This is a genomic window from Pseudomonas sp. C9D1, assembly GCF_056491235.1.
The window spans coordinates 4,123,596-4,149,148 of record NZ_JBSZIE010000002.1 but is presented as its reverse complement, the minus strand read 5'-3'; the positions used below and the strand labels follow the sequence as shown (position 1 = coordinate 4,149,148).

The window sequence follows — 25,553 nt, the reverse complement described above, 5'->3', positions numbered from 1 at the left end:
CAGCCAGGCTGCCCGAGAACGAAGCCGACGTACCTTACTCCAGCATCCCTGCCGAGGCGAAGGTGCGCCTGACAAATACCGGCCTAGCCTTTAGGCTGCGTGCCTATGGCCACTCCGTGGAATTCTCTGATGCTCCGAGCCCCTCGCCCGACACTCGCCGCCCTTTGCCTCGCGCTGCTGCTGCCGACGATCGCCCACGGCGAAGACCCGCCGGCCGAAAAGAAGGACGAGAACGCCGCCACGGAAACGCCGGTGGAACGCGCGCCCCTGGAAGAACGCAGCCAGGAAGACGCCAGTGCCCTGGAGCGCCAGTTGCCCCAGAAGGAACAGCAACAGCTTAAGGCCGGCGACGATGTCTTCCTGGCCCTGTGGAAGCCGGCCAATGTGGCCGAGCCCAATGGCGTGGTGATCCTGCTGCCCAGTGATGGCGAGAGCGCCGACTGGCCCCGGGCGATCGCGCCGCTGCGCAACAAGCTGCCGGATGTCGGCTGGCACAGCCTCAGCCTCACCCTGCCCGATCCCAAGGGCAACGAGCCGCCGCCGCGCCCGGTGGAGCAGGCCACCCCACCTGCCGACGGCGAAGCGAAAACCGAGAAGGCCGACCCGGCCACCCCGCCCCCGACGCCCGAGCAGGCGGGCAGCGCCGAGCCCTCCACCGACCCAGCGCAGCCGGTACTCAGCGCCGAGGAAGAGCGCAAGGCCCAGGCCACGCGGATCGCCGCGCGCATCCAGGCGGCCATCGCCTTCGCCAACCAGCAGGGCCCGAAGACCATCGTCCTGCTCGGCCACGGCAGCGGTGCCTATTGGGCCGTGCAGGCCTTGAGCGACGCGCCGTCCGCCGGCATCGACAACCTGGTGCTGGTGGATGCCGAGGTGCCGCCCGGCTACAGCCCGGCCCTGGAGGACTCGGCGCCCAAGCTCAAGCAATCCATCGGTGATTTCTTCTACAAGGACCGGCCACTGGACAGCGCCGCCGCCCTCAAGCGCCTGCAGGCGAGCAAGCGCGACAAGCACCCGGCCTATGTGCAAGTGGGCCTGAAGACGTTGCCGGACCGGAGCGCCGACCAGGAGCAGTTGTTCCGGCGGGTGCGGGGCTGGCTCGAATCGCACCTGCAGGCACCGGGGAAAAAGGCACCCGCGGCCGCGCCAGCGCCCATCATCCCGCAGTCGCCGGGTATCTAACGGAAGCCGTGGCGCTCGCGGATCAGGCTGTAGGCGTTGTGCAACTCACGGGTTTTCTCGGTGGCCTCACGCACACGCTGCGGGCTGGCCCCGGCGCCGGCCAGCTTGTCCGGGTGGTTGCGGCTGATCAAGCGCCGGTAGGCGCGCTTGATCGCCGCCGGTTCACTGTTGGCGTTCACCCCCAGTAGCGCCAGCGCATCCTGGTAGGCACTGCCACGACGCACAGGCGCACCGCCGGGGATATCGAAGCCGGCGCACAGGGCTTCCACCTGCTCCGCCGGCCAATCCAACCATTTGCCCCAGAGCAGGATCAGCTCCCGCTCGTGCCTGCCAACCCGGCCATCCGCTGCCGCCATCTGCCAGCAACTGCGCAGCAACGCCTCGCCTTCGGCACGCTGATAACGCAACCCGCGCAGGGGCAAGTACAGGTCGACCGGCTCGGACTTGCCCCGGGTGAAGGCGACGATCGCCCGGCGCTGCCCGGCCTCGTCCAGCCCAAGGCGGCGCATCTCGGCACGGGCCTGCTGGATGTGCAGGTCCACGACCCGCCCCTCGCTCTTGGCCAGGCGGCCGAGCAGTACGAAAAGCAGGTCCTCCTGTTCCACAGCCGTGCCACGGCGCAAGCGCGCCCGCAGACTGGCCCAGGAATCCAGCTTCAGCCGGCGATCCACCACCTGGCCAAGCAGGCCACCCAGCAATGCGCCGGGAATGCTGGCGATGAACATGCCGACGATGGCGCCGAGCAACGTGACGGGCCAGAACATCTCAGCGCTCCGCCTCGATCAGGCGCTCGACTTCCGCCAGGCGCTCGTGGGTGCCGACATCCACCCAGCGGCCGGTGAAATGCTCGCCACTGACGCGTCCGTCGCCCATGGCCTGGCGCAGCAACGGCGCCAGTTTGAAGGCTCCGGCACTGCTCCCTTCGAAAAGCGCGGGGTGCAACACGGCGATGCCGCTGTAGGTCAGGCCTGGCTGGCCGGGCACACCGTCACGGACCACGCCCTGGTCGAGGATAAAATCGCCACCCGGGTGGTGAGCGGGGTTATCCACCAGCACCAGATGAGCGAGCCCTTGCAACTGAAAATCCTTCAGGGCGGCGAAATCGTAGTCGGTCCAGATATCACCGTTGACCACCAGGAAAGGCTCGTCCCCCAGCAGCGGCAGCGCGCGGTGAATGCCGCCACCGGTTTCCAGGGGTTCGCCTTCCGGCGAGTAGCGGATGGAAACGCCGAAACGCTCGCCGCTACCCAGGTGATCCTCGATCTGCTGGCCGAGCCAGGCGTGGTTGATCACCAGTTCGCGGAAGCCGGCCGCCGCCAACGCGCGGATGTGGAACTCGATCAACGGGGTGCCGGCGGCACGCACCAGCGGCTTGGGGGTGTGCAGCGTCAACGGGCGCATGCGCTCGCCCTTGCCCGCCGCGAGGATCATCGCCCTCATGGGGCCACCGCCTCGGCCTGCGGCAGGGAGTCGAACAGTGTCTTGAGATCGGCCAGCTCGGGGCGCCGCTCGATCACCGCCTCTATATAGGAGAAGAAGCGCGGGACATCACCCAGGTACTTGGGCTTGCCATCGCGGTGGCAGATGCGCGCGAAGATGCCGATGACCTTGAGGTGACGCTGCACGCCCATCAGGTCGCTGGCACGGAGGAAGTCGTCCAGTTGCGGCTGTACCGGGATACCGGCCTCACGGGCGAGGTTCCAGTAGCGCTCCAGCCAGGCACGCACGCGTGCTTCGGGCCAGCTGAGGAAGGCGTCCTTGAACAGGCTGGTGACGTCGTAGGTGACCGGACCGTAGACCGCATCCTGGAAATCCAGCACACCCGGGTTGGGTGTACTGAGCATCAGGTTGCGCGGCATGTAGTCGCGGTGCACCAGCACACGGGGCTGCTCGAGGGCGCTGGTGATCAGCAGGTCACAGACACGTTGCCAGGCAGCCAGGCGCTCGCCGGACAGCTCGAGGCCCAGGTGGCGCTGCAGGTACCAGTCGGGGAACAGCTGCAATTCGCGGCGCAGCAGGGCGTCGTCATAGGCCGGCATCGGCACCTCGAAGCTACGCTTCTGCAGGGCCAGCAATGCCCGGAACGCATCCTCGAACAAGGCATCGGCGTTATCGGCGTCGATCACCTCGAGGTAGGTCTGGCGGCCCAGATCATCGAGCAAGAGAAAGCCCTGCTCCAGGTCCGCCGCAAGAATCCGCGGCACATGCACACCGGCTTCGGCGAGCATTTCGGCCACTTTGACGAAGGGGCGACAGTCTTCCTGGGGCGGCGGAGCATCCATCAGGATCAGGCTGCGGCCCTCCGCCTGCCAGCGGAAATAACGGCGGAAACTCGCGTCACTGCTGGCCGGCAGCAGATCGGCGGGGGGCACTTCGCCCCAGCCTTCGGCATGGAACAAGGCGGGCAGTCGCTGGTCCAGCCAGGCGCTAAGTTGTTGAAGGCGTACATCTTCATGGGGCATTACAAGGGTCTCCGACGGCGCTAGCCGTTGCGCGGGTCATGCTTTATTATCCAGCATCTTTTTCAGCCCATCGAGAGGCGTGCGGCCCCCGCGGGCCGATGGCGCGCAGGAAGCCCGGACTAACAAGATGGCAGTAAAATCCCCCGCGTTTCGTAAAAAATTCCCCCTGCTGGTCACCGGCAGCCTGCTGGCAATGCAGCCTGTGGCCACTCAGTTCGTAGTCGCCGCCGAGCAGTTCGACTGCCAGGCAGCCGCCTCCGGCAGTTGGGCCTGTGCGCCCAAGGCGACGGCAGAGAGCCTGCCTCCGCGCCCAGTTCACAGCGAAAGCGCCGTGAGTTCCAGGGTTGGCGTCGCTGGCGCGGCAGCCACGAGCGGCACGTCCGAATCGGCCGAAGCCCGGACGACGCTGGTCACCGAAGCCGGTGGCAAGGCACTCGCCTCCCGTAGTGCTGACTTCAGCCATCTGGACTGGGTTCCGCGCGACAAGCTGACCGCAGCGCAACTGGCCGAAGCCGGCCCGTACTGCGCAGGTGCCTATGTCGAGCCACGCCGCCCCGGCATGAACGACAAGACCCCGCCGGAAGATGCACCCACTTACGTTTCCGCCAAGGCCTCGCGCTACGAGCAGGAAAAGCAGGTCGCGACCCTCGCCGGTGACGTGGTCCTGCGCCAGGGCAGCATGCAGGTGGAAGCCGACGAGGCGAACCTGCTGCAAGCCGAGAACCGTGGCGAGCTGGTGGGCAACGTCAAGCTGCGCGACAACGGCGCCCTAGTGGTCGGCGACAGGGCCGAACTGCAACTGGACAACGGCGAAGCGCAGATCGACAACGCCGAGTACGTGCTGCACAAATCGCACACCCGCGGTAGCGCCCTGTACGCCAAGCGCCAGGAAGACGCGATCATCCGCTTGAAAGACGGCACCTACACCCGTTGCGAGCCGGGCGACAACGCCTGGCACCTGAAAGGCAACAACATCAAGCTGAACCAGGCCACGGGCTTCGGCACCGCGACCAACGTGACGCTGCGGGTCAAGGACATTCCGGTGTTCTATACCCCCTACATCTATTTCCCCATCGACGACCGTCGCCAGTCCGGCTTCCTGCCGCCGAGCATCGGTACCAGCAGCGACACCGGCTTCTCCCTGCTGACGCCGTACTACTTCAACCTCGCGCCCAACTACGACGCCACGCTTTATCCGCGTTACATGGCCAAGCGCGGCCTGCTGATGGAAGGCGAGTTCCGCTACCTGACCAAGAGCAGCGAAGGCCAGTTCGGCGGTGCGTACCTGAACGACGAGGACGACGATCGTAAGCTGCAGTCCGAGTACAAGGACAAGCGCTGGCTCTACAACTGGCAACACAAGGGCGGCCTGGACGAACGCCTGATGACCGAGGTGGACTACACCGACATCAGCGACCCGTACTACTTCCAGGACCTGCAGACCGAGCTGGGCATCGAGCAATCGACCTACGTCAACCAGCAGGGCGCCGTCACCTGGCGTGGCGACAGCTACACCGCCCGGCTCAATGCCCATGCCTATGAAATGGCTACGGTCACCGAGATCACCCCGTACGACCGCCTGCCCCAGATCACCCTGGATGGAGTGCTGCCGGTCGATGCCGGTGGCCTGAAGTTCTCCTACTCCACCGAGTTCGTGCGCTTCGAGCGTGATCTGCGCAAGGGCATGTTCACCGACGAAGACGGCGCTACCAGCCCCTGGTACGACACCCGCATCCCGGGCCTGGCCCGTGCCAACGGCAACCGTATCCACGTGGAGCCGGGCGTCAGCCTGCCGCTGGACTGGAGCTACGGCTTCATCAAGCCTTCGGTCAAATACCTCTACACCCAGTACGACCTGGACCTCGACCAGCAGGGCAAGAACACCCTGCTCGCCGGCCAGGAGTTCAACAGCAGCGAAGACCGCAGCGTGCCGATCTTCAGCGTCGACAGCGGGCTGTACTTCGATCGCAACACCGAGCTGTTCGGTAATCAGTACAAGCAGACCCTGGAACCGCGCCTGTTCTACCTCTATGTTCCCGAGGAAAAGCAGGACAACATCCCGGTCTTCGACAGCAGCGAAAGCGCATTCAGCTATTCCTCGCTGTTCCGTGAGAACCGCTTCTCCGGTCGCGACCGTGTAGGTGATGCCAACCAGGTATCCCTGGGCCTGACCAACCGCTGGATCCAGCCCAACGGCTTCGAGCGTCAGCGCTTCAGCATCGGCCAGGCCTTCTACTTCGAAGACCGCAAGGTGCAACTGCCCGGCATCGACTACCGCGATCGCAAGTCGGCCCAGGCCAGCGTTTCGCCCTATGCACTGGAATACCTGTACCGCTTCAACCGCGACTGGCGCCTGTCCTCCGACTTCAACTGGGACCCGGATGCCGGCCGCACCCGCTCCGGCAGTGTGATGTTCCACTACCAGCCGGAAGACGACGTCAACAAGGTGGTCAACTTCGGTTACCGCTACCGCAACGACGCCGTGGTCTACAACCAGACCACCGGCCAGTGGCAGGAAGGCGGCGACTACATCGACAACGTGACCGGTCGCGTGATCAAGGATTACTACAAGATCCAGCAGCACGACGCGTCCGTGATCTGGCCGGTCGTCCCGCAGTGGAACGCCATCGCACGCTGGCAGTACGACTACAACCGCAGCCGCACCCTGGAAGCCTTCGGTGGCTTCGAGTACGACAGCTGCTGCTGGAAACTCCGTCTGATCAACCGCTACTGGGTCGACTACGACGAGACCACCCTTTCGCCCGAACTCAACGAGAAAGCCGACCGCGGCGTCTTCCTGCAGATCGTGTTCAAGGGCCTCGGCGGCGTAATCGGCAACAAGGTTGAAAGCTTCCTCGACAATGGCATCCAAGGTTACCGTGAACGTGAAGACCAAGCTTTCTGATTGTCTCCGCCCGCTGCTGTTGGGCGCCCTGTTCCTCGGTGGTGCCGTGCATGCCGAGGTCCAGTCGATCGACCGTGTCGTGGCCATCGTCGACAACGACGTGATCATGCAGAGCCAGCTCGACCAACGCGTCCATGAGGTGCAGCAGACCATCGCCAAGCGCGGTTCGGCGCTGCCCCCCGAGCATGTACTGGGCCAGCAGGTGCTGGAACGCCTGATCATCGAGAACATCCAGCTGCAGATCGGCGACCGCTCCGGCATCCGCATCACCGATGAGGAACTGAACCAGGCCATCGAAGCCATCGCCCAGCGCAATGGCATGAGCGTCGAGCAGTTCCGTGGCGCCCTGGCCCAGGACGGCCTCTCCTATGAGGACGCCCGCGACCAGGTCCGTCGCGAGATGGTCATCAGCCGTGTTCGTCAGCGTCGCGTGGCGGAGCGGATCCAGGTCACCGACCAGGAAGTGCAGAACTTCCTCGCCTCCGACCTGGGCAAGATGCAGCTCTCCGAAGAATTCCACCTGGCCAACATCCTGATCCCGGTTGCGGACGGCTCCTCGCCCGAAACCATCCAGGCTGCCGACCGCCAGGCCAAGGAGCTCTACCAGCAACTGCAGCAAGGCGCCGACTTCGCACAACTGGCGATTTCCCGCTCTGCAGGCGAAACCGCTCTGGAAGGCGGCGAGATCGGCTGGCGCAAGGCCGCCCAGCTGCCGCCGCCCTTCGACGGCATGATCAGCGCCCTGGCACCCGGTGAAGTCACCGAGCCTGTACGCACCCCGGGCGGCTTCATCATCCTCAAGCTGCTGGACAAGCGTGGCGGCAGCACCCAGGTTCGCGATGAAGTGCACGTTCGCCACATCCTGCTCAAGCCGAGTGAGATTCGCAGCGAAGCCGACACCGAGCGCCTGGCCGAGCGTCTCTATGAGCGCATCAAGTCCGGTGAAGATTTCGCCGACCTGGCGAAGAGTTTCTCCGAGGACCCGGGCTCGGCCCTCAATGGCGGCGATCTGAACTGGATCGACCCCAACGCGCTGGTTCCAGAGTTCCGCGAAGTCATGGCCAAGACCCCGGCCGGCCAGCTGTCCCGCCCGTTCAAGAGCCCCTATGGCTGGCACGTGCTGGAAGTCCTGGGCCGTCGCGCCACCGACAGCGCCGACCAGATGCGCGAGCAGCAAGCCATCAACGTCCTGCGTAACCGCAAGTACGACGAAGAACTGCAAGCCTGGCTGCGTCAGATCCGCGACGAGGCGTACGTCGAAACCAAGCTCTGATTCTTCGGCGCCCTGCCACGCAGGGTGGCGCGCTGGCGGTACAATCGCCGCCACGCGCCACAGCCGGAGAGCCCGCAATGCCCCTTCCCCGCTTCGCCCTCACCCCTGGTGAACCCGCCGGCATCGGCCCGGACCTCTGCCTGCTCCTGTCCCGAGAGCGCCAGCCCTACCCCCTGATCGCCATTGCCAGCCAAGCGCTGCTGGAAGAGCGCGCCAGCCAGCTCGGCCTCGACATCCGTGTCACGCCCGTCTCGCCCGCCGCTTGGCCTGAAGAGCCGGCACCAGCAGGCGCACTCTACGTCTGGGACACCCCCCTGCAAGCTCCCGTCCAGCCCGGCGTGCTCGAACGGGCCAATGCAGGCTACGTGCTGGAAACCCTGACTCGCGCGGGCAAGGGCTGTCTGGATGGCCATTTCGCGGGGATGATCACCGCGCCCGTGCACAAGGGCGTGATCAACGAGGCCGGCATTGCCTTCTCCGGGCATACGGAGTTCCTCGCCGAACTCACCCACACCACGCAGGTGGTGATGATGCTCGCCACCCACGGCCTGCGCGTCGCCCTGGTGACCACGCACCTGCCGCTGAAGGATGTAGCCGCCGCCATCACCAGCGAACGCCTGGAACGGGTGACCCGCATCCTTCACACCGACCTGGTGGAGAAATTCGGCCTGCCCAATCCGCGCATCCTGGTGTGCGGTCTCAACCCTCATGCGGGCGAAGGTGGCCACCTGGGGCGCGAGGAGATCGAGGTCATCGAGCCCTGCCTGGAACGCCTGCGCAAAGAAGGCCTGAACCTGATCGGCCCTCTGCCCGCTGACACCCTGTTCACCCCCAAGCACCTGGAGCACTGCGACGCGGTGCTGGCGATGTACCACGACCAGGGCCTGCCCGTGCTCAAATACAAGGGGTTCGGCGCGGCGGTCAACGTCACCCTCGGCCTGCCCATCATCCGCACGTCGGTGGACCACGGTACAGCCCTGGACCTGGCCGGAACCGGGCGCATCGATGGGGGCAGCCTGCAGGTGGCCCTGGAGACGGCCTACGAGATGGCCGCTAGCCGAGGCTGAGCCACAGCGCGCCGATCAGCAGCACATTTCGGCCTGATCGGCGCAATGCTGTAAACTCCGCGCCTTTCCCCGTTTCCAGCTTCAAGCTACCGGCTTCAAGCTGCTCCACCTGGAGCCCGCAATGTCCGAATACCAACACCGCGCGCGCAAGCGCTTTGGCCAGAACTTCCTGCACGACGCTGGCGTCATCCATCGCATCCTTCGCGGCATCCATGCCAAGGAAGGCGAGCGCCTGCTGGAAATCGGCCCGGGCCAGGGCGCCTTGACCGAAGGGTTGCTGGGCAGCGGTGCGCAACTGGACGTCATCGAGCTGGACCTGGACCTGATCCCGATCCTGCAGAGCAAGTTCGGGCACGAGCCACGCTTCAAGCTGAACCAGGGCGACGCCCTGAAGTTCGACTTCAACCAGCTCAACGCAGAGCCCCACAGCCTGCGGGTGGTGGGCAACCTGCCCTACAACATCTCCACCCCGCTGATCTTCCACCTACTGAGCAACGCGCACCTGATCCGCGACATGCACTTCATGCTGCAGAAGGAAGTGGTGGAGCGCCTGGCCGCCGAGCCGGGTGGCGGCGACTGGGGGCGGCTGTCGATCATGGTCCAGTACCACTGCCGCGTGGAGCACCTGTTCAACGTCGGCCCCGGGGCCTTCAACCCGCCACCCAAGGTGGATTCGGCGATCGTGCGCCTGGTGCCCCATGAAGTCCTGCCGCACCCGGCCAAGGATCATCGCCTGCTGGAGCGCATCGTGCGCGAAGCCTTCAACCAGCGCCGCAAGACCCTGCGCAATACACTCAAGGGCCTGCTCGATAGCCATGCCATCGAAGCCGCCGGTGTCGACGGTAGCCTGCGCCCCGAACAACTGGACCTGGCCGCGTTCGTACGCCTGGCCGACCAGTTGGCCGAACAGACAACCGGCGCCTGACGCCCTAGACTTTCATTCCGGTTCCAGAGAACAGTCCCGTGCCCGATTCCCGCTACCTGGTCGCCGTCAGTGTCACCACCCGCTTCCTTCCGGAGCAGTCGCAGCCCGAGCAAAACCGCTTCGCCTTCTCCTACACCGTGACCATCCGCAACGAGGGTGAGCTGCCGGCCAAGCTGGTGTCTCGCCACTGGGTGATCACCGATGGCGACGGCCATGTGCAGGAAGTGCGGGGTGCCGGCGTCGTCGGCCAGCAACCGCTGATCGAGCCGGGCGCGAGCCACGTCTACAGCAGCGGCACGGTCATGGCGACCCGCGTCGGCACCATGCAGGGCAGCTACCAGATGGTGGCAGAAGACGGTAAACGCTTCGACGCCGAGATCGCCCCCTTCCGCCTGGCCGTTCCCGGCGCGCTGCACTGACAGGAGCCCCCATGACGGTGTACGCAGTCGGCGACCTCCAGGGCTGCCTCGATCCACTGGAATGCCTGCTGGAACGCGTGGCGTTCGACCCCGCTCGCGATCGCCTGTGGCTGGTGGGCGACCTGGTCAACCGTGGCCCGAAATCGCTGGAAACCCTGCGTTTCCTCTACGCCATGCGCGATAGCCTGGTCTGCGTGCTGGGCAACCATGATCTGCACCTACTGGCAGCGGCCCACAATGCCGAGCGCCTGAAGAAATCGGACACCCTGCGCGAGATCATCGAAGCACCCGATGCCGCCGACCTGCTTGAATGGCTGCGCCAGCAAAAGCTGATGCACTATGACGAGCAGCGCGACATCGCCATGGTCCACGCCGGCATCCCGCCCAACTGGACGCTGGCCAAGGCGCTGAAACGCGCGGGCGAGGTGGAGGAAGTTCTGCGGGACGATGTCCGTCTGCCCCTCTTCCTTGACGGCATGTACGGCAACGAGCCGGCGAAATGGGATGGAGACCTGCAAGGCATCGCCCGCCTGCGCGTCATCACCAACTGCTTCACCCGCATGCGCTTCTGCAAGGCCGACGGCACCCTGGACCTCAAGAGCAAGGAGGGCATCGACACCGCCCCCCCTGGCTACGCACCCTGGTTCAGCCACGCCGAGCGCAAGACTCGTGGTCAGAAGATCATCTTCGGCCATTGGGCGGCCCTGGAAGGCAAGTGCGACGAACCCGGCCTCTTCGCCCTCGACACCGGCTGTGTCTGGGGCGGGGCCATGACCCTTCTGAACGTCGACAGCGGCGAACGCATCAGCTGCAGTTGCGAGGAGAACAACACATGAGCGAATTCCAGCGCATCCCGCCGGAGCAGGCCCAGGCACTGCGCGAACACGGTGCCCAGGTGGTCGACATCCGTGACCCGCAGAGCTACGCCAACGGCCACATCACCGGCTCGCAGCATCTGGACAACTACTCCCTCGCCGACTTCATCGCCAAGGCCGACCTCGACAAGCCCCTGATCGTCACCTGCTACCACGGCAACTCCAGCCAGGGGGCCGCCGCCTACCTCGTGGGCCAGGGCTTCTCCGACGTCTACAGCCTGGACGGTGGCTTCGAGCTCTGGCGCGCCACCTACCCCGGCGAAGTCGCCCAGGGCAGTGCCGAGTAAAAATTTTCTCGATGGCGCAATCCCGCGCCATCACTGGCCTAGCGCCGCGACCTGACGAACGGCAATCTCTTGTTATCCTTCCGTCATCCTTGACCTCCCGGATTCCGAACTACTCTTAGGTCAGGCCATCCAAAAGGGGAGAGCCGGCACACCGGTTCCGGGCCATCGGCAGCGACCATTAGGTGTTCTGGGGGTTTCTCATCGGCTGACTCGTCGGCTGACTGCCCGCACCCGCATATCCGATCCCGCCGGCTCCCAGTATCCAGCGAGGTGACGCAATGAGCATTTTCAGCCACTTCCAACAACGCTTCGAGGCGACCCGCCAGGAGGAATATTCCCTTCAGGAATATCTCGACCTGTGCAAGCAGGACCGCAGCGCCTATGCCACCGCAGCCGAACGGATGCTGATGGCCATCGGTGAGCCGGAGCTGTTGGACACCTCCACCGACTCGAGGCTGTCACGGATCTTCTCCAACAAGGTGATTCGCCGTTACCCGGCCTTCGCCGACTTCCACGGCATGGAAGACTGCATCGACCAGATCGTCGCCTTCTTCCGCCACGGCGCCCAAGGCCTGGAAGAGAAGAAGCAGATCCTCTACCTCCTGGGTCCGGTGGGCGGCGGCAAATCCTCCCTGGCCGAGAAGCTCAAGCAGCTGATCGAGAAAGTGCCCTTCTATGCCATCAAGGGCTCTCCGGTGTTCGAGTCGCCCCTCGGGTTGTTCAATGCCACCGAAGACGGCGCCATCCTCGAAGAGGACTACGGCATTCCCCGGCGCTACCTCTCAACCATCATGTCGCCCTGGGCCACCAAGCGCCTCGCCGAGTTCGGCGGCGATATCAGCCAGTTCCGCGTGGTCAAGCTCTACCCCTCCATCCTCAACCAGATCGCCGTAGCCAAGACCGAGCCCGGTGACGAGAACAACCAGGACATCTCTGCCCTGGTGGGCAAGGTGGATATCCGCAAGCTGGAGGAATTCCCGCAGAACGACGCCGACGCCTACAGCTACTCGGGCGCTCTGTGCCGGGCCAACCAGGGCCTGATGGAGTTCGTCGAGATGTTCAAGGCGCCGATCAAGGTGCTGCACCCGCTGCTGACCGCCACCCAGGAAGGCAACTACAACAGCACCGAGGGCCTCGGGGCGATTCCGTTCCAGGGCATCCTGCTGGCCCACTCCAACGAATCGGAATGGCACAGCTTCCGCAACAACAAGAACAATGAGGCATTCATCGACCGGATCTACATCGTCAAGGTGCCCTATTGCCTGCGCGTCAACGACGAGATCAAGATCTACGACAAGCTGCTGGCCAACAGCTCCCTGGCCAACGCCCACTGCGCACCCGACACCCTGAAGATGCTCGCGCAGTTCTCCGCCCTCTCGCGTCTCAAAGAGCCGGAGAACTCCAATATCTACTCGAAGATGCGCGTCTACGACGGCGAGAACCTCAAGGACACCGATCCCAAGGCCAAGTCGATCCAGGAATACCGCGACGCCGCCGGCGTCGACGAGGGCATGAACGGCCTCTCCACCCGCTTCGCCTTCAAGATCCTCTCCAAGGTGTTCAACTTCGATCCGCACGAGGTCGCCGCCAACCCGGTTCACCTGCTCTACGTGCTGGAACAGCAGATCGAGCAGGAACAATTCCCCGCCGAGGTGCGTGAGCGCTACCTGCGCTTCATCAAGGAGTACCTGGCACCGCGCTACATCGAGTTCATCGGCAAGGAAATCCAGACCGCCTACCTCGAGTCCTACAGCGAATACGGCCAGAACATCTTCGACCGTTACGTGCTCTACGCCGACTTCTGGATCCAGGATCAGGAATACCGGGACCCGGAAACCGGCGAGATCCTCAACCGTGTCGCCCTCAACGAAGAACTGGAGAAGATCGAGAAACCCGCCGGCATCAGCAACCCGAAGGACTTCCGCAACGAGATCGTCAACTTCGTGCTGCGCGCCCGGGCCAACAACAACGGCAAGAACCCCACCTGGCTCAGCTACGAGAAGCTGCGGGTGGTGATCGAGAAGAAAATGTTCTCCAACACCGAGGACCTGCTGCCGGTCATCAGCTTCAACGCCAAGGGCAGCAAGGACGAGCAGCAGAAGCACAACGATTTCGTCAAACGCATGGTCGAGCGCGGCTACACCGAGAAACAGGTTCGCCTGCTGTCCGAGTGGTACCTGCGGGTACGCAAGTCGCAGTAACTGCAGCCACAAGCTGCAGGCTTCAAGCGGCAAGAAGGAGCGGGGGCCGATGCTCTGCGCTTCTACCTGCGGCTTGCGGCCTGCGGCTTGAAGCTGCCCCGGAGGGGCACCCATGAGCTACGTGATCGACCGACGCCTGAATGGCAAGAACAAGAGCACGGTGAACCGCCAGCGCTTCCTCAGGCGGTACCGCGACCACATCAAGAAGGCGGTGGAGGAAGCCGTCAGCCGCCGTTCCATCACCGACATGGAGCATGGTGAGCAGATCAGCATTCCCGGCCGCGACATCGACGAGCCCGTGCTGCATCACGGCCGTGGCGGCCGGCAGACCATCGTTCACCCGGGTAACAAGGAATTCACCACAGGCGAACGCATCCCTCGCCCGCAAGGCGGTGGCGGCGGACGCGGCAGTGGCAAGGCCAGCAACTCCGGCGAAGGCATGGACGAGTTCGTCTTCCAGATCACCCAGGAAGAATTCCTCGACTTCATGTTCGAAGACCTGGAGCTGCCCAACCTGGTCAAACGCCATCTCACCGGCTCCGACACCTTCAAGACCGTACGCGCCGGCATCAGCAACGAGGGCAACCCCTCACGCATCAATATCATCCGCACCCTGCGCTCGGCCCATGCCCGTCGCATTGCCCTTTCCGGCTCCAGTCGCGCCAAGCTGCGTGTGGCGCGGGAAGAACTTGCCAGGCTCAAGCGTGAGGAGCCGGACAACTTCGGCGACATACAGGAACTGGAAGCAGAGATCCTCAAGCTGCGGGCGCGAATCGAACGGGTGCCGTTCCTCGACACCTTCGACCTCAAGTACAACTTGCTGGTCAAGCAGCCCAACCCCAGCTCCAAAGCCGTGATGTTCTGCCTGATGGACGTCTCCGGCTCCATGACCCAGGCGACCAAGGACATCGCCAAGCGCTTCTTCATCCTCCTGTACCTGTTCCTCAAGCGGAACTACGACAAGATCGAAGTGGTGTTCATCCGTCACCACACCAGCGCCCGCGAGGTGGACGAGGAGGAGTTCTTCTACTCCCGCGAAACGGGCGGCACCATCGTCTCCAGCGCCCTCAAGCTGATGCAGGAGATCATGGCCGAGCGCTACCCCGTCAACGAATGGAACATCTATGCGGCACAGGCCTCGGACGGCGACAACTGGAACGACGACTCGCCCATCTGCCGGGACATCCTGATCAAGCAGATCATGCCCTTCGTGCAGTACTACACCTACGTCGAGATCACCCCGCGCGAGCACCAGGCGCTGTGGTTCGAGTACGAGCAAGTTTGCGACACCTTCGCCGACACCTTCGCCCAGCAGCAGATCGTCTCCCCCGGCGATATCTACCCCGTGTTCCGCGAACTCTTCCAGCGCCGACTGGTTACCTGAGGGCCGTGACATGACTGCCACAGAGAAGAAAAGGCAACCCATCTCCACCGGTTCGGAGTGGACCTTCGACCTGATCCGCACCTACGACCGCGAGATCAGCCGCCTGGCCGAGCGCTACGCCCTGGACACCTATCCCAACCAGATCGAAGTCATCACGGCCGAGCAGATGATGGATGCCTACGCCTCGGTGGGCATGCCGCTGGGCTACCACCACTGGTCTTACGGCAAGCACTTCCTGGCCACCGAGAAAGGCTACTCCCGCGGGCAGATGGGCCTGGCCTACGAGATCGTCATCAACTCCGACCCCTGCATCGCCTACCTGATGGAAGAAAACACCATCACCATGCAGGCACTGGTGATCGCCCACGCCTGCTACGGCCACAACAGCTTCTTCAAGGGCAACTACCTGTTCCGCACCTGGACCGACGCCAGCTCGATCATCGACTACCTGGTGTTCGCCAAGCAGTACATCATGCAATGCGAGGAGCGCCACGGCATCGACGCGGTGGAAGACCTGCTGGACTCCTGCCACGCCCTGATGAACTACGGCGTCGACCGCTACAAGCGACCCTATCCGATCTCCGCCGAAGAAGAACGGCGCCGGCAAAAGGAGCGCGAGGAACACCTGCAGAAGCAGATCAACGACCTCTGGCGCACCATTCCCAAGGGCGCGGGCAAGGGTGGTGACAAGGACAACCGGCGCTTCCCGTCGGAACCCCAGGAAAACATTCTCTACTTCATCGAAAAGCACGCACCGCTGCTGGAGCCCTGGCAGCGCGAGATCGTGCGCATCGTGCGCAAGATCGCCCAGTACTTCTATCCCCAGCGCCAGACCCAGGTCATGAACGAAGGCTGGGCGACCTTCTGGCACTACACCCTGATGAACGACCTCTACGACGAAGGCCTGGTCACCGAAGGCTTCATGCTCGAGTTCCTCCAGTCCCACACCAGCGTCGTATTCCAGCCCGGCTTCGACAGCCCTTACTACAGCGGCATCAACCCCTACGCCCTGGGCTTCGCCATGTACCGCGACATCCGCCGCATGTGCGAGGAGCCCACCGAGGAAGACAAACGCTGGTTCCCCGACATCGCCGGCGGCGACTGGCTCTCCACCATCAAATTCGCCATGAAGAGCTTCAAGGACGAGAGCTTCATCCTCCAATACCTCTCGCCCAAGGTGATCCGCGACTTCAAGCTGTTCAGCATCCTCGACGACGACCAGAAGGACGAGCTGCTGGTCCCTGCCATCCATGACGAACCCGGTTACCGGCAGATCCGCGAAACCCTCGCCGCCCAGTACAACCTCGGCAACCGCGAACCCAACGTGCAGATCTGGAACGTCGACCGCCGTGGCGACCGCTCCCTGACCCTGCGCCACCAGCAACACGACCGCAAACCCCTGGGCGAATCCACCGAGGAGGTGCTGCGCCACCTGCACCGCCTCTGGGGCTTCGACATCCACCTGGAAACCATGAACGGCGAGCAGATCACCGGCACCCACCACGTACCGCCCAAGGGTGAACGCAGCGAAGACGGCGAATACCCGCGCCTGGACCTGGTCATCCCGCCCATTTGATCGGTTGACCGCATGCCGGGCACCCCCGAGCATGCGGTCATCGCCCATGGAGAGCGTCGATGCGCCTGTTCCTCGTCCTGCTGTTGTGCCTGGTCCTGGCCACCTGCTCCACCCACATCCCCAGCATCCAGGTGGTGCACCCGGACGGCGGCGACCTGACCGCTCGCCACAGCTTCCAACTGGTTCCTCCGGAACAGGCGCTGCTCGGCCAAGCCCCCTACCGTGAGCACTACGCTCGGCTAGACCCATTGCTCCGCCAAGGCCTGGCGACCCGGGGCTATCACGAAAGCCAGACGCCCGAGCTGCGCATCTACTACTGGCTGGCCCTGCAGGACGCACCGCTGGAGTTCAAGGTCGACCAGGCGCCGCCCAGCCCACTCGGCCCCTACCAGGCCATCCACCGCCTGCGTGATGAAACCGGCACCCTGCGCCTGCGCATCACCGACCTCGATGGCCAGGTGCTCTGGGAAGGTATCGCCAGCACCGGCCTGAGCCCCGCCTGGGACAGCGCCGAGCTGCTGCAAAGCGCAGTGGAAGCCCTGACCCGGCAAATCCCCATCGCAGCCAGCGAGCGGGCTGCTATCCTCCGCACCCTCGGAGGTGAGCATGCAGATATACAAGGTGGGCGGCGCGGTTCGTGAGCGCTTGTTGGGTCGCCCGGTCACGGAAGTGGACTGGGTCGTGGTCGGCGCAACCGCCGAAGAAATGCTCGAACAGGGCTTCAAGCCGGTCGGCGCGGACTTTCCCGTGTTCCTCCACCCGCAGAGCGGCGAGGAATACGCGTTGGCACGTACCGAACGCAAAAGCGGGCGCGGCTACGGCGGCTTCACCTTCTTCGCCAACCCGGACGTCAGCCTCGAAGAGGACCTGATCCGCCGCGACCTCACCGTCAACGCCATCGCCGAAGACGAACACGGCACGCTGGTCGACCCCTATGGCGGCCAGCACGACCTTGAGCAGCGCATCCTCCGGCACGTCTCCCCCGCCTTCGCCGAAGACCCGCTGCGCGTGCTGCGCGTGGCCCGCTTCGCCGCCCGCTATGCGCCGCTCGGCTTCACAGTGGCCGAAGAGACCATCGAACTGATGCGGGAAATCGCCGAATCCGGTGAGCTGGACGCCCTGACCGCAGAGCGCAGCTGGAAGGAAATCTCCCGCGCCCTGATGGAGCCGCGCCCGGACGTGTTCATCCAGGTGCTGCGCGACTGCGGTGCACTGCAGGCCTGGATGCCGGAACTGGACGCCCTGTTCGGCGTGCCCCAGCCCGAGCATCATCACCCGGAGGTGGACTCAGGACTGCACGTTCTGGCGGTGCTGCAGCAGTGCGCGGAACACGACCAACCCCTCACCGTGCGCTGGGCCTGCCTACTGCACGACCTGGGCAAAGGCGAGACGCCAGAAGAGGAGTGGCCCCGGCACATCGCCCACGAACAGCGCGGCCTCAAGCTGATCCAGCAGGTCAACGAGCGCTGCAAGGCGCCTCGGGACTGCCAGGAGCTGGCGATGCTGGTGGGCGAGTTCCACACCCATGCCCACCGCGCCACCGAACTCCGCGCCTCGACCCTGGCAGAGCTGCTCGCCCGTTTCGATGTCTACCGCCGCCCGCAGCGCTTCGAGGAATTCATCGCGGCCTGCGAGATGGACGCCCGCGGCCGGCACGGCCTGGAGCAGCGCGAATACCCCCAGGCCGACTACCTGCGAGGCGCCGCCGAAGCCGCGCGTGCAGTCGCGGTCCAGCCATTGCTGGAAAAGGGCTACAAGGGGGCCGAACTGGGCGAAGCGCTCAGGCTCGAGCGCCTGAAGGCACTGAAGGCTTACAAGGAAGGCGCGGGGAAGGCCTGAAGCAGATCGGCGGGCGTCAACTGGCGCCCCTGCCATTCGAAAGGCACCGGCCACAGCTGCTGCTGAATCTGCGCCGTTGCCCAAAGCTCCGCGAAGCTGCGCCCCTCACCCGGGTGCAGGCGCTCAGGCGCTACCAGTGCCAAGGGCCAGAGCACGAACGCGTTCTTCAACACCTCTGCACGCGGCAAGGCCAGGCCATCGAAACTGCCGACCAGGTCGCCGTAAAGCAGCACATCGATGTCCAGCGGCAGACCCTTGCGATCTGGCGCATAGCGGCCGTTGTCGGCCTCGATGAATTTGAGGCGGCGGTCCAGTTCCATCAGGGGCAGGTCGGTCGTCGCCGCCACCACCAGGTTGTAGAAGGGTCCGCTCTTGATGCCCACCGGCTGGCTTTCGAACACCGGCGAGCAATGGATCTCATGAAGGAAGCCGGCCAGTGCATCGAGGCCTGCCCGCAGGTGTTCTTCACGCCCGATATTGCTGCCCAGGCCCAGCAGAACCGGTGTCAGCGGCATCCGCGTTCAATCTCCACGCCAACGCTGCTGGCAGCGGGCACCGCACCGGGCTTGTGCAGCTTGAGCCGCACCCAGGGAATGTTGAATTCCGCCATGAGCACAGCGACCAATCGCTCGGCGAAGGTTTCCACGAGAAGGAACTGCGATTCGCCAGCGAACGCCTGGATGCGCTGGGAGACAGAAGCGTAGTCCAGGGCATGGGCCAGCTCATCATCGGCGGCGGCCGGGCGGTTGTCCCAGGCCATTTGCAGGTCCAGGCGCAGGCACTGGCGAATGCTCCGCTCCCAGTCGTACGCACCAATGACGGTATCGACTTCAAGACCCTCGATGAAAACCGTGTCCACGTAACTTCTGCCCCGTTAGAATCAGGGCTCCCTCGCCCTGGAATGGATACCAATGTTCTGGCTGCTGGCGATTCTCGCCTACCTGCTCGGCTCGCTGTCCTTCGCCATCCTGCTAAGCCGGTTGTTCGGCTTCGCCGACCCACGCGACCAGGGCTCAGGCAATCCGGGCGCCACCAACATGCTGCGCGTGGCGGGCAAGAAGCTCGCGATCCTCACCCTGCTCGGCGACTTGCTCAAAGGCCTTCTGCCCGTACTGGTCGCCTACCTGATCGGGCTCGGCATCCAAAAACAGGCCTGGATCGGCCTCGCCGCCGTGCTCGGGCATCTCTACCCGCTGTACTTTCGCTTTCGCGGCGGCAAGGGCGTCGCCACCGCCGCCGGCATGCTGCTCGGGCTCTACCCGCCGGCCGCCTTGCTGGCTGTCGGGGCCTGGGCGCTGACCTTCTTCCTCACCCGCACCAGCTCGCTCGCCGCGCTGATCGCAACGCCGCTGACCCTGCCATTACTGGCCTGGCAGAAACCCGGAGCCCTGCTGCCAATGGCCGTGCTCTGCTGCCTGATCGTCTGGCGACACCGCGGCAATCTACGCGACCTTTTCGCAGGACGCGAACGACATTTCTGAAACTGAAGACAGCCTCAAGCTACAAGCCTGAGGCTACAAGACGCCACGCGACGCTAGATCGACGGCAGGCTTTCCATCGGCCAGCGCGCCTGCACGGCAATGGCCGGACCTTCCTGCTGCCCGGCCTTCAGGCGCTGGCAACCGGCATAGGCGATCATCGCGCCGTTGTCAGTGCAAAACCGCGGGCGCGCATAAAAGACGTTGCCGTGGAATTCGCCCAGCATCGCCTCCAGCGATTGGCGCAGCGCCTGGTTGGCACTCACCCCACCGGCGATCACCAGTCGCTTCAAGCCGGTCTGCTTCAGGGCCCGGCGGCACTTGATGACGAGAGTCTCGACCACCGCCTGCTGGAACGCCAGAGCGATGTCGCAACGGGTTTGCTCACCGTCGTCCCCAGCATTGCGGCACTGCTGCCAGGTGTTGAGGGCGAAGGTCTTGAGGCCGCTGAAGCTGAAATCCAGGCCAGGCCGATCAGTCATCGGGCGCGGGAAGGTGAAGCGCCCCGGCACACCGCTTTCGGCCAGGCGGGCGATCTCGGGGCCACCCGGATAGCCCAGGCCGATGAGCTTGGCGGTCTTGTCGAAGGCTTCGCCCGCAGCGTCGTCCACCGACTCACCGAGCAAAGCGTAACGGCCGATGCCATCGACGCGAACCAGCTGGGTATGGCCGCCGGAAACCAGCAAGGCGACGAACGGAAACTCCGGCGGCTGCTCTTCCAGCATCGGCGCCAGCAGATGGCCTTCCATATGGTGCACACCCAGCGCAGGCACGCCCCAGGCGAACGCCAGGGCCTGGGCGCAGGAGGCACCCACCAGCAGCGCGCCGACCAGGCCGGGGCCGGAGGTGTAGGCGATGCCATCGATATCGGCCGGCTTGCAACCGGCGCCATCGAGCACTTCGCGCAACAGCGGCAGCATGCGCTTGACGTGATCGCGGGACGCCAGCTCGGGCACCACGCCGCCGTACACGCGATGGAGGTCGATCTGACTGAACAGCGCATCGGCCAACAGGCCGCGCTCGCTGTCGTAGAGAGCGACACCGGTCTCGTCGCAAGAGGTTTCCAGACCCAGCACTAGCATTGGGAACCTGCCTTCCAGGCCTAGCTAATAAAGAAGGCGCGCATCATAATCGCCGCCCTCCGCCCCGGCCAGCGGTTTTCGACTGAAGGCTTTGCATTCCAGGGCGCAAGGCGTTAACATCCGCAACCCTTGAAAACCGACGTTCTCCCGCAGTCTTAGCCAGGAGCGCGTTCACCCACGGTAATTAGTGAAGGTACGACCTGGATGCCAGCCGTCAAAGTTAAAGAGAACGAACCCTTCGACGTAGCCCTGCGTCGCTTCAAGCGCTCCTGCGAAAAAGCCGGTGTACTGGCTGAAGTCCGCAGCCGCGAGTTCTACGAGAAGCCCACGGCAGAGCGCAAGCGTAAAGCTGCTGCTGCAGTGAAGCGTCATGCCAAGAAAGTGCAGCGCGAGCAGCGCCGCCGCGAGCGCCTGTACTGAGTTAACAGGCTTCGCCGCACGCTTTCAGCATCGCCCGGCTCCGGCCGGGCGAGTGCATTCAGGCACCGCATGCGACACTCCGCTTCGCCCTGGCGAACGCCGGAGTTTTTTGCATTTGCAGCACCGGTAATGCCGCTATCGCCAACCGGCGATGGGGGCCTATGCTTTGACCCTCCCAGCGTCCTGAGCACCCTATGGCCGGCCTGATCCCCCAAGGCTTCATCGACGATCTGCTGAACCGCACCGACATAGTCGAGGTGGTGAGTTCGCGCATCCAACTGAAGAAGGCCGGCAAAAACTACAGCGCCCGTTGCCCATTCCATAACGAAAAGACGCCCTCTTTCAGCGTCAGCCCCGACAAGCAGTTCTACTACTGCTTCGGCTGTGGCGCCGGCGGCAACGCCCTCGGCTTCATCATGGACCACGACAACCTCGACTTCCCCGAGGCTGTCGAGGAGCTGGCCAAACGTGCCGGCATGGACGTACCGCGCGAAGAAAGCGGGCGCAACAATCGCCCACGCCAAGCCACCGACTCGCCGCTCTACGCCCTGCTCACAGCTGCCTCGGATTACTACCGCCAAGCCCTGAAGAGCCACCCGACACGCAAGGCCGCCGTCGACTACCTGAAAGGACGCGGCCTGTCCGGTGAAATAGCCCGCGACTTCGGCCTCGGCTTCGCCCCACCGGGGTGGGACAACCTGTTCAAGCACCTGGCCAGCGACGCCTTGCAGCAGAAGGCCATGATCGATGCCGGCCTGCTGATCGAGAACGCCGATAGCGGCAAGCGCTACGACCGCTTCCGTGACCGCGTGATGTTCCCCATCCGCGACAGCCGGGGCCGGGTCATCGCCTTTGGCGGTCGCGTACTGGGCGACGACAAACCCAAGTACCTGAACTCGCCGGAAACACCGGTCTTCCACAAGGGCCAGGAACTCTACGGTCTCTACGAAGCCCGCAAGAACAACCGCAACCTCGACGAGGTGATGGTCGTCGAAGGCTACATGGACGTTATCGCCCTGGCCCAGCAAGGCCTGCGCAACGCCGTCGCCACCCTCGGCACCGCCACCAGCGAGGAGCACATCAAGCGCCTGTTCCGCCTGGTGCCCAGCATCCTGTTCTGCTTCGACGGCGACCAGGCCGGACGCAAGGCCGCCTGGCGAGCACTGGAAGCCACGCTACCGTCCCTGGAGGACGGCCGGCGCGCACGCTTCCTGTTCCTCCCCGAAGGCGAAGACCCGGACAGCCTGGTACGCGCCGAGGGTACCGATGCCTTCCGCGCCCGCATCACCCAGCACGCGCAGCCCCTGGCCGATTACTTCTTCCAGCAACTGAGGGACGAAGCCGATCCCAGCTCCCTGGAAGGCAAGGCGCACTTGGTAACCCTGGCCGCTCCACTGATCGACAAAGTGCCCGGCGCCAACCTGCGTACGCTGATGCGTCAGCGCCTGTCGGAAATCACCGGTCTGAACGGTGAGGCCATCGGCCAGCTAAGCCACGACGCGCCGCCGCACAGCGGCGAAGCGTCGCACTACCCCGACGACCACCACTACGGCACCCCTGCCAGCTACGAAGGCTATGGCGATGCCGGCCAGGAGCACTACTTCGAGCCACCCGCCCGGCAACAACAGGGCGAATGGCAGAAGCCCGAGCGCAAGAAAGGCGAGTGGAAAGGCGACTGGAAAAAGGGCGGAAAGCCCTGGGACAAGAAGGGCGGCCAAGGTGAATTCAGGCGCCCCCCGCGCACTGAAATCAAGGTCGAGTCGCCAACCCTGACGGCACTCAGGACACTGCTTCACCATCCAAACCTTGCGCAGAACGTCGAGAATGCCAGCCATTTCGCTGCAGAAGACGACACTTACGCTCGCTTGATGGTGTCGCTCCTCGAAGCCCTGCAGAAGAACCCCAAGCTGCGCTCGCTGCAGCTCATCGCCCGCTGGCACGGCACCGAACAGGGCCGGCTGCTGCAGGCGCTGGCGGAGAAGGAATGGTTGATTTCGAGCGACAACCTTGAACAACAGTTTTTCGACACTATAACTAGGTTGTCGGCCCGCCAACGCGAGCGCAGCCTCGAACAACTGCTACGCAAAGCAAGGCAGAGCGAACTCAGCGCAGAGGAGAAAGACCAGCTGCGCGACCTCCTCAGCCGCAGTCCATCTCCAGCCTCCACCAGCCCAACTGGCGCTTGAGGCCTCTGGTCAGGTATAATCCTCGGCTTGTTTTTAGCCCGCCAAGACCTTAAGTGGATAGGGTGTTATGTCCGGAAAAGCGCAACAGCAGTCTCGCCTCAAAGAGTTGATCGCCCGTGGTCGTGAGCAGGGTTACCTGACTTACGCGGAGGTCAATGACCATCTGCCGGAGGATATTTCCGATCCGGAACAGGTGGAAGACATCATCCGCATGATCAATGACATGGGGATCAACGTATTCGAGAGTGCTCCGGATGCGGACGCCCTGTTGTTGGCCGAAGCCGACACCGACGAGGCTGCAGCCGAAGAAGCCGCCGCCGCACTCGCAGCCGTCGAGACCGACATTGGCCGAACCACCGACCCGGTGCGCATGTACATGCGTGAAATGGGCACGGTGGAACTGCTGACTCGCGAAGGCGAGATCGAGATCGCCAAGCGCATCGAGGAAGGCATTCGCGAAGTAATGAGCGCGATCGCCCACTTCCCCGGTACCGTCGACAGCATTCTCTCCGAGTACCATCGCGTCACTACCGAAGGTGGCCGTCTCTCCGACGTCCTCGCTGGCTACATCGACCCCGACGACGGCAGCGTGCCGGCCGAGGAAGTCGAGCCTGTCGTCCCGAAGGAAGAAAGCGCCGCGAAGGAAAAGGACGAAGACGAAGAAGAGGAAGGTGAGAGCGACGACGCCGAGGAAGAAGGCGACGGCGGTCCCGACCCGGAAGAGGCCCTGCGCCGCTTCACAGCCGTCTCCGACCAGCTGGAAAAGGCCCGTAAGGCGCTGAAGAAGCATGGTCGTTCCAGCAAACAGGCCATCGATGAACTGCAAGGCCTCGCCGAGCTGTTCATGCCCATCAAACTGGTACCCAAACAGTTCGATGCCCTGGTAGACCGCGTTCGTGACGCCCTTGACCGTGTCCGCGCCCAGGAGCGCGCCATCATGCAGCTCTGCGTGCGTGATGCCCGCATGCCGCGTGCCGACTTCCTGCGCCTGTTCCCCGGCAACGAAGTCGACCTGACCTGGGTCGAAGGCCTGACCAAAGGCAAGGCCAAGTACGCCGAAGCCCTGAGCAAGCTGGTCGACGACGTCAAGCGCAATCAGCAGAAGCTGATCGACCTCGAGAAGGAAGTCGACCTCAAGATTTCCGAGATCAAGGACGTCAACCGCCGCATGTCCATCGGTGAAGCGAAAGCTCGCCGGGCGAAGAAGGAAATGGTCGAGGCCAACCTGCGCCTCGTGATCTCCATCGCCAAGAAGTACACCAACCGCGGCCTGCAGTTCCTCGACCTGATCCAGGAAGGCAACATCGGCCTGATGAAGGCGGTGGACAAGTTCGAATACCGGCGCGGCTACAAGTTCTCGACCTATGCCACCTGGTGGATCCGTCAGGCGATCACTCGCTCGATCGCCGACCAGGCCCGCACCATCCGTATTCCGGTGCACATGATCGAGACCATCAACAAGCTCAACCGCATCTCCCGCCAGATGCTCCAGGAAATGGGCCGCGAGCCCACCCCGGAAGAGCTTGGCGAGCGCATGGAAATGCCCGAGGACAAGATCCGCAAGGTATTGAAGATCGCCAAAGAACCGATCTCCATGGAAACCCCGATCGGCGACGACGAGGATTCCCACCTGGGCGACTTCATCGAGGACAGCACCATGCAGTCCCCGATCGACGTGGCCACGGTCGAAAGCCTCAAGGAAGCCACCCGCGAAGTACTGGCCGGCCTCACCGCCCGTGAAGCCAAGGTCCTGCGCATGCGCTTCGGCATCGACATGAACACCGACCACACCCTCGAGGAAGTCGGCAAGCAGTTCGATGTGACCCGCGAGCGGATCCGCCAGATCGAAGCCAAGGCGCTGCGCAAGTTGCGCCACCCGTCGCGAAGCGAGCATCTGCGCTCCTTCCTCGACGAGTGATCGAACAACCCCCGGCCAGTCCGGGGGTTTTTCTTTCTGCTACCAAAGCGCCAGCTGCCGCGTCTACACTTCCG

General features: G+C 64.1%; 23 protein-coding genes. 17 read left to right on the top strand and 6 right to left on the bottom strand.

What is annotated here, in order from left to right:
• The first annotated feature begins 129 nt into the window (after positions 1-129).
• Positions 130-1,182, top strand: coding sequence for an alpha/beta hydrolase family protein (locus tag ACXI0U_RS26950; protein WP_431483272.1), 1,053 nt, complete (start codon positions 130-132; stop codon positions 1,180-1,182).
• Here ACXI0U_RS26950 and ACXI0U_RS26945 read toward each other — a convergent pair.
• From ACXI0U_RS26945 to ACXI0U_RS26935, 3 genes are read right to left on the bottom strand one after another with little or no spacing between them, the layout of a single operon-like run.
• On the bottom strand, positions 1,179-1,946 hold the full coding sequence (locus ACXI0U_RS26945; RefSeq protein WP_431483271.1) for a TerB family tellurite resistance protein: 768 nt from the start codon (positions 1,944-1,946) through the stop codon (positions 1,179-1,181). The two genes, ACXI0U_RS26950 and ACXI0U_RS26945, sit on opposite strands and share 4 nt — an antisense overlap.
• 1 nt (position 1,947) lies before the next feature.
• Entirely contained in the window at positions 1,948-2,622 is a 675-nt protein-coding gene (gene murU, locus ACXI0U_RS26940) for an N-acetylmuramate alpha-1-phosphate uridylyltransferase MurU (RefSeq protein WP_431483270.1), read from the bottom strand.
• Positions 2,619-3,644 carry an aminoglycoside phosphotransferase family protein gene (locus ACXI0U_RS26935; RefSeq protein WP_431483269.1) on the bottom strand — a complete coding sequence of 342 codons (1,026 nt, stop codon included), beginning with the start codon at positions 3,642-3,644 and terminating at the stop codon, positions 2,619-2,621. The genes murU and ACXI0U_RS26935 overlap by 4 nt, the downstream gene beginning before the upstream one ends.
• A gap of 127 nt (positions 3,645-3,771) precedes the next feature.
• On the opposite strand from ACXI0U_RS26935, the gene ACXI0U_RS26930 reads away from it, so the two are divergent.
• The 12 genes from ACXI0U_RS26930 to ACXI0U_RS26875 all read left to right on the top strand — a co-directional run bounded on the left by ACXI0U_RS26930 (position 3,772) and on the right by ACXI0U_RS26875 (position 18,395).
• Complete coding sequence (locus tag ACXI0U_RS26930) at positions 3,772-6,549, top strand: LPS-assembly protein LptD (protein ID WP_374979698.1); 2,778 nt, start codon at positions 3,772-3,774, stop codon at positions 6,547-6,549.
• On the top strand, positions 6,530-7,822 hold the full coding sequence (locus ACXI0U_RS26925; protein WP_031288521.1) for a peptidylprolyl isomerase: 1,293 nt from the start codon (positions 6,530-6,532) through the stop codon (positions 7,820-7,822). Before ACXI0U_RS26930 ends, ACXI0U_RS26925 begins: the two co-directional genes overlap by 20 nt.
• A 77-nt stretch (positions 7,823-7,899) precedes the next feature.
• Entirely contained in the window at positions 7,900-8,889 is a 990-nt protein-coding gene (pdxA, locus tag ACXI0U_RS26920; protein ID WP_431483268.1) for a 4-hydroxythreonine-4-phosphate dehydrogenase PdxA, read from the top strand.
• Between the two features lie 121 nt (positions 8,890-9,010).
• Positions 9,011-9,814, top strand: coding sequence for a 16S rRNA (adenine(1518)-N(6)/adenine(1519)-N(6))-dimethyltransferase RsmA (rsmA, locus tag ACXI0U_RS26915; protein ID WP_431483267.1), 804 nt, complete (start codon positions 9,011-9,013; stop codon positions 9,812-9,814).
• 38 nt (positions 9,815-9,852) lie between these two features.
• Positions 9,853-10,233 (top strand): Co2+/Mg2+ efflux protein ApaG, encoded by a 381-nt coding sequence (apaG, locus tag ACXI0U_RS26910; RefSeq protein WP_043244113.1) that lies wholly within the window; start codon positions 9,853-9,855, stop codon positions 10,231-10,233.
• Between the two features lie 11 nt (positions 10,234-10,244).
• Entirely contained in the window at positions 10,245-11,069 is an 825-nt protein-coding gene (locus ACXI0U_RS26905) for a symmetrical bis(5'-nucleosyl)-tetraphosphatase (protein ID WP_431483266.1), read from the top strand.
• On the top strand, positions 11,066-11,395 hold the full coding sequence (gene glpE / locus ACXI0U_RS26900; protein WP_021221590.1) for a thiosulfate sulfurtransferase GlpE: 330 nt from the start codon (positions 11,066-11,068) through the stop codon (positions 11,393-11,395). Before ACXI0U_RS26905 ends, glpE begins: the two co-directional genes overlap by 4 nt.
• A 278-nt stretch (positions 11,396-11,673) precedes the next feature.
• Positions 11,674-13,596, top strand: a complete 1,923-nt coding sequence (locus tag ACXI0U_RS26895; RefSeq protein ID WP_021221589.1) for a PrkA family serine protein kinase — start codon at positions 11,674-11,676, stop codon at positions 13,594-13,596.
• A gap of 112 nt (positions 13,597-13,708) precedes the next feature.
• Positions 13,709-14,980, top strand: coding sequence for a YeaH/YhbH family protein (locus ACXI0U_RS26890; protein WP_043244110.1), 1,272 nt, complete (start codon positions 13,709-13,711; stop codon positions 14,978-14,980).
• Positions 14,981-14,990: 10 nt separating this feature from the next.
• Entirely contained in the window at positions 14,991-16,556 is a 1,566-nt protein-coding gene (locus tag ACXI0U_RS26885; RefSeq protein WP_021221587.1) for a SpoVR family protein, read from the top strand.
• Between the two features lie 59 nt (positions 16,557-16,615).
• On the top strand, positions 16,616-17,197 hold the full coding sequence (locus tag ACXI0U_RS26880; RefSeq protein WP_021221586.1) for a DUF4136 domain-containing protein: 582 nt from the start codon (positions 16,616-16,618) through the stop codon (positions 17,195-17,197).
• Positions 17,163-18,395 carry a multifunctional CCA addition/repair protein gene (locus ACXI0U_RS26875; RefSeq protein ID WP_431483265.1) on the top strand — a complete coding sequence of 411 codons (1,233 nt, stop codon included), beginning with the start codon at positions 17,163-17,165 and terminating at the stop codon, positions 18,393-18,395. The genes ACXI0U_RS26880 and ACXI0U_RS26875 overlap by 35 nt, the downstream gene beginning before the upstream one ends.
• Here the strand turns inward: ACXI0U_RS26875 and folK are convergent.
• Entirely contained in the window at positions 18,368-18,910 is a 543-nt protein-coding gene (folK, locus tag ACXI0U_RS26870; RefSeq protein WP_021221584.1) for a 2-amino-4-hydroxy-6-hydroxymethyldihydropteridine diphosphokinase, read from the bottom strand. The genes ACXI0U_RS26875 and folK overlap by 28 nt on opposite strands.
• Entirely contained in the window at positions 18,901-19,254 is a 354-nt protein-coding gene (gene folB, locus ACXI0U_RS26865; RefSeq protein ID WP_021221583.1) for a dihydroneopterin aldolase, read from the bottom strand. Before folB ends, folK begins: the two co-directional genes overlap by 10 nt.
• Positions 19,255-19,306: 52 nt before the next feature.
• Here folB and plsY point away from each other — a divergent pair, with 52 nt between their 5' ends.
• Positions 19,307-19,876, top strand: coding sequence for a glycerol-3-phosphate 1-O-acyltransferase PlsY (plsY, locus tag ACXI0U_RS26860; protein WP_043244106.1), 570 nt, complete (start codon positions 19,307-19,309; stop codon positions 19,874-19,876).
• A 53-nt stretch (positions 19,877-19,929) separates the two neighbouring features.
• Here the strand turns inward: plsY and tsaD are convergent, their stop codons facing one another.
• Positions 19,930-20,955, bottom strand: a complete 1,026-nt coding sequence (tsaD, locus tag ACXI0U_RS26855) for a tRNA (adenosine(37)-N6)-threonylcarbamoyltransferase complex transferase subunit TsaD (protein ID WP_021221581.1) — start codon at positions 20,953-20,955, stop codon at positions 19,930-19,932.
• A gap of 204 nt (positions 20,956-21,159) precedes the next feature.
• Between tsaD and rpsU the strand changes: the two genes are divergently transcribed.
• The 3 genes from rpsU (at position 21,160) to rpoD (ending at position 25,479) form a co-directional block, all read left to right on the top strand.
• The gene (rpsU, locus tag ACXI0U_RS26850; RefSeq protein WP_003085057.1) at positions 21,160-21,375 is read left to right on the top strand and encodes a 30S ribosomal protein S21; all 216 of its coding nucleotides are present in this window, start codon (positions 21,160-21,162) and stop codon (positions 21,373-21,375) included.
• A 194-nt stretch (positions 21,376-21,569) separates the two neighbouring features.
• A complete protein-coding gene (gene dnaG / locus ACXI0U_RS26845; protein ID WP_431483264.1) occupies positions 21,570-23,561 on the top strand; it encodes a DNA primase in 1,992 nt (663 codons plus the stop codon).
• 67 nt (positions 23,562-23,628) lie between these two features.
• A complete protein-coding gene (gene rpoD / locus ACXI0U_RS26840; protein WP_031288519.1) occupies positions 23,629-25,479 on the top strand; it encodes an RNA polymerase sigma factor RpoD in 1,851 nt (616 codons plus the stop codon).
• Positions 25,480-25,553 lie beyond the last annotated feature (74 nt).

What these genes read in the sequence shown, in the direction of transcription:
- ACXI0U_RS26950 (WP_431483272.1), top strand. Translation starts at nt 130, where the DNA reads ATGCTCCGAGCCCCTCGCCCGACACTCGCCGCCCTTTGCCTCGCGCTG.
- ACXI0U_RS26945 (WP_431483271.1), bottom strand. Translation starts at nt 1,946, where the DNA reads ATGTTCTGGCCCGTCACGTTGCTCGGCGCCATCGTCGGCATGTTCATC.
- murU (WP_431483270.1), bottom strand. Translation starts at nt 2,622, where the DNA reads ATGAGGGCGATGATCCTCGCGGCGGGCAAGGGCGAGCGCATGCGCCCG.
- ACXI0U_RS26935 (WP_431483269.1), bottom strand. Translation starts at nt 3,644, where the DNA reads ATGCCCCATGAAGATGTACGCCTTCAACAACTTAGCGCCTGGCTGGAC.
- ACXI0U_RS26930 (WP_374979698.1), top strand. Translation starts at nt 3,772, where the DNA reads ATGGCAGTAAAATCCCCCGCGTTTCGTAAAAAATTCCCCCTGCTGGTC.
- pdxA (WP_431483268.1), top strand. Translation starts at nt 7,900, where the DNA reads ATGCCCCTTCCCCGCTTCGCCCTCACCCCTGGTGAACCCGCCGGCATC.
- rsmA (WP_431483267.1), top strand. Translation starts at nt 9,011, where the DNA reads ATGTCCGAATACCAACACCGCGCGCGCAAGCGCTTTGGCCAGAACTTC.
- ACXI0U_RS26905 (WP_431483266.1), top strand. Translation starts at nt 10,245, where the DNA reads ATGACGGTGTACGCAGTCGGCGACCTCCAGGGCTGCCTCGATCCACTG.
- glpE (WP_021221590.1), top strand. Translation starts at nt 11,066, where the DNA reads ATGAGCGAATTCCAGCGCATCCCGCCGGAGCAGGCCCAGGCACTGCGC.
- ACXI0U_RS26895 (WP_021221589.1), top strand. Translation starts at nt 11,674, where the DNA reads ATGAGCATTTTCAGCCACTTCCAACAACGCTTCGAGGCGACCCGCCAG.
- ACXI0U_RS26890 (WP_043244110.1), top strand. Translation starts at nt 13,709, where the DNA reads ATGAGCTACGTGATCGACCGACGCCTGAATGGCAAGAACAAGAGCACG.
- ACXI0U_RS26885 (WP_021221587.1), top strand. Translation starts at nt 14,991, where the DNA reads ATGACTGCCACAGAGAAGAAAAGGCAACCCATCTCCACCGGTTCGGAG.
- ACXI0U_RS26880 (WP_021221586.1), top strand. Translation starts at nt 16,616, where the DNA reads ATGCGCCTGTTCCTCGTCCTGCTGTTGTGCCTGGTCCTGGCCACCTGC.
- ACXI0U_RS26875 (WP_431483265.1), top strand. Translation starts at nt 17,163, where the DNA reads ATGCAGATATACAAGGTGGGCGGCGCGGTTCGTGAGCGCTTGTTGGGT.
- folK (WP_021221584.1), bottom strand. Translation starts at nt 18,910, where the DNA reads ATGCCGCTGACACCGGTTCTGCTGGGCCTGGGCAGCAATATCGGGCGT.
- plsY (WP_043244106.1), top strand. Translation starts at nt 19,307, where the DNA reads ATGTTCTGGCTGCTGGCGATTCTCGCCTACCTGCTCGGCTCGCTGTCC.
- tsaD (WP_021221581.1), bottom strand. Translation starts at nt 20,955, where the DNA reads ATGCTAGTGCTGGGTCTGGAAACCTCTTGCGACGAGACCGGTGTCGCT.
- rpsU (WP_003085057.1), top strand. Translation starts at nt 21,160, where the DNA reads ATGCCAGCCGTCAAAGTTAAAGAGAACGAACCCTTCGACGTAGCCCTG.
- dnaG (WP_431483264.1), top strand. Translation starts at nt 21,570, where the DNA reads ATGGCCGGCCTGATCCCCCAAGGCTTCATCGACGATCTGCTGAACCGC.
- rpoD (WP_031288519.1), top strand. Translation starts at nt 23,629, where the DNA reads ATGTCCGGAAAAGCGCAACAGCAGTCTCGCCTCAAAGAGTTGATCGCC.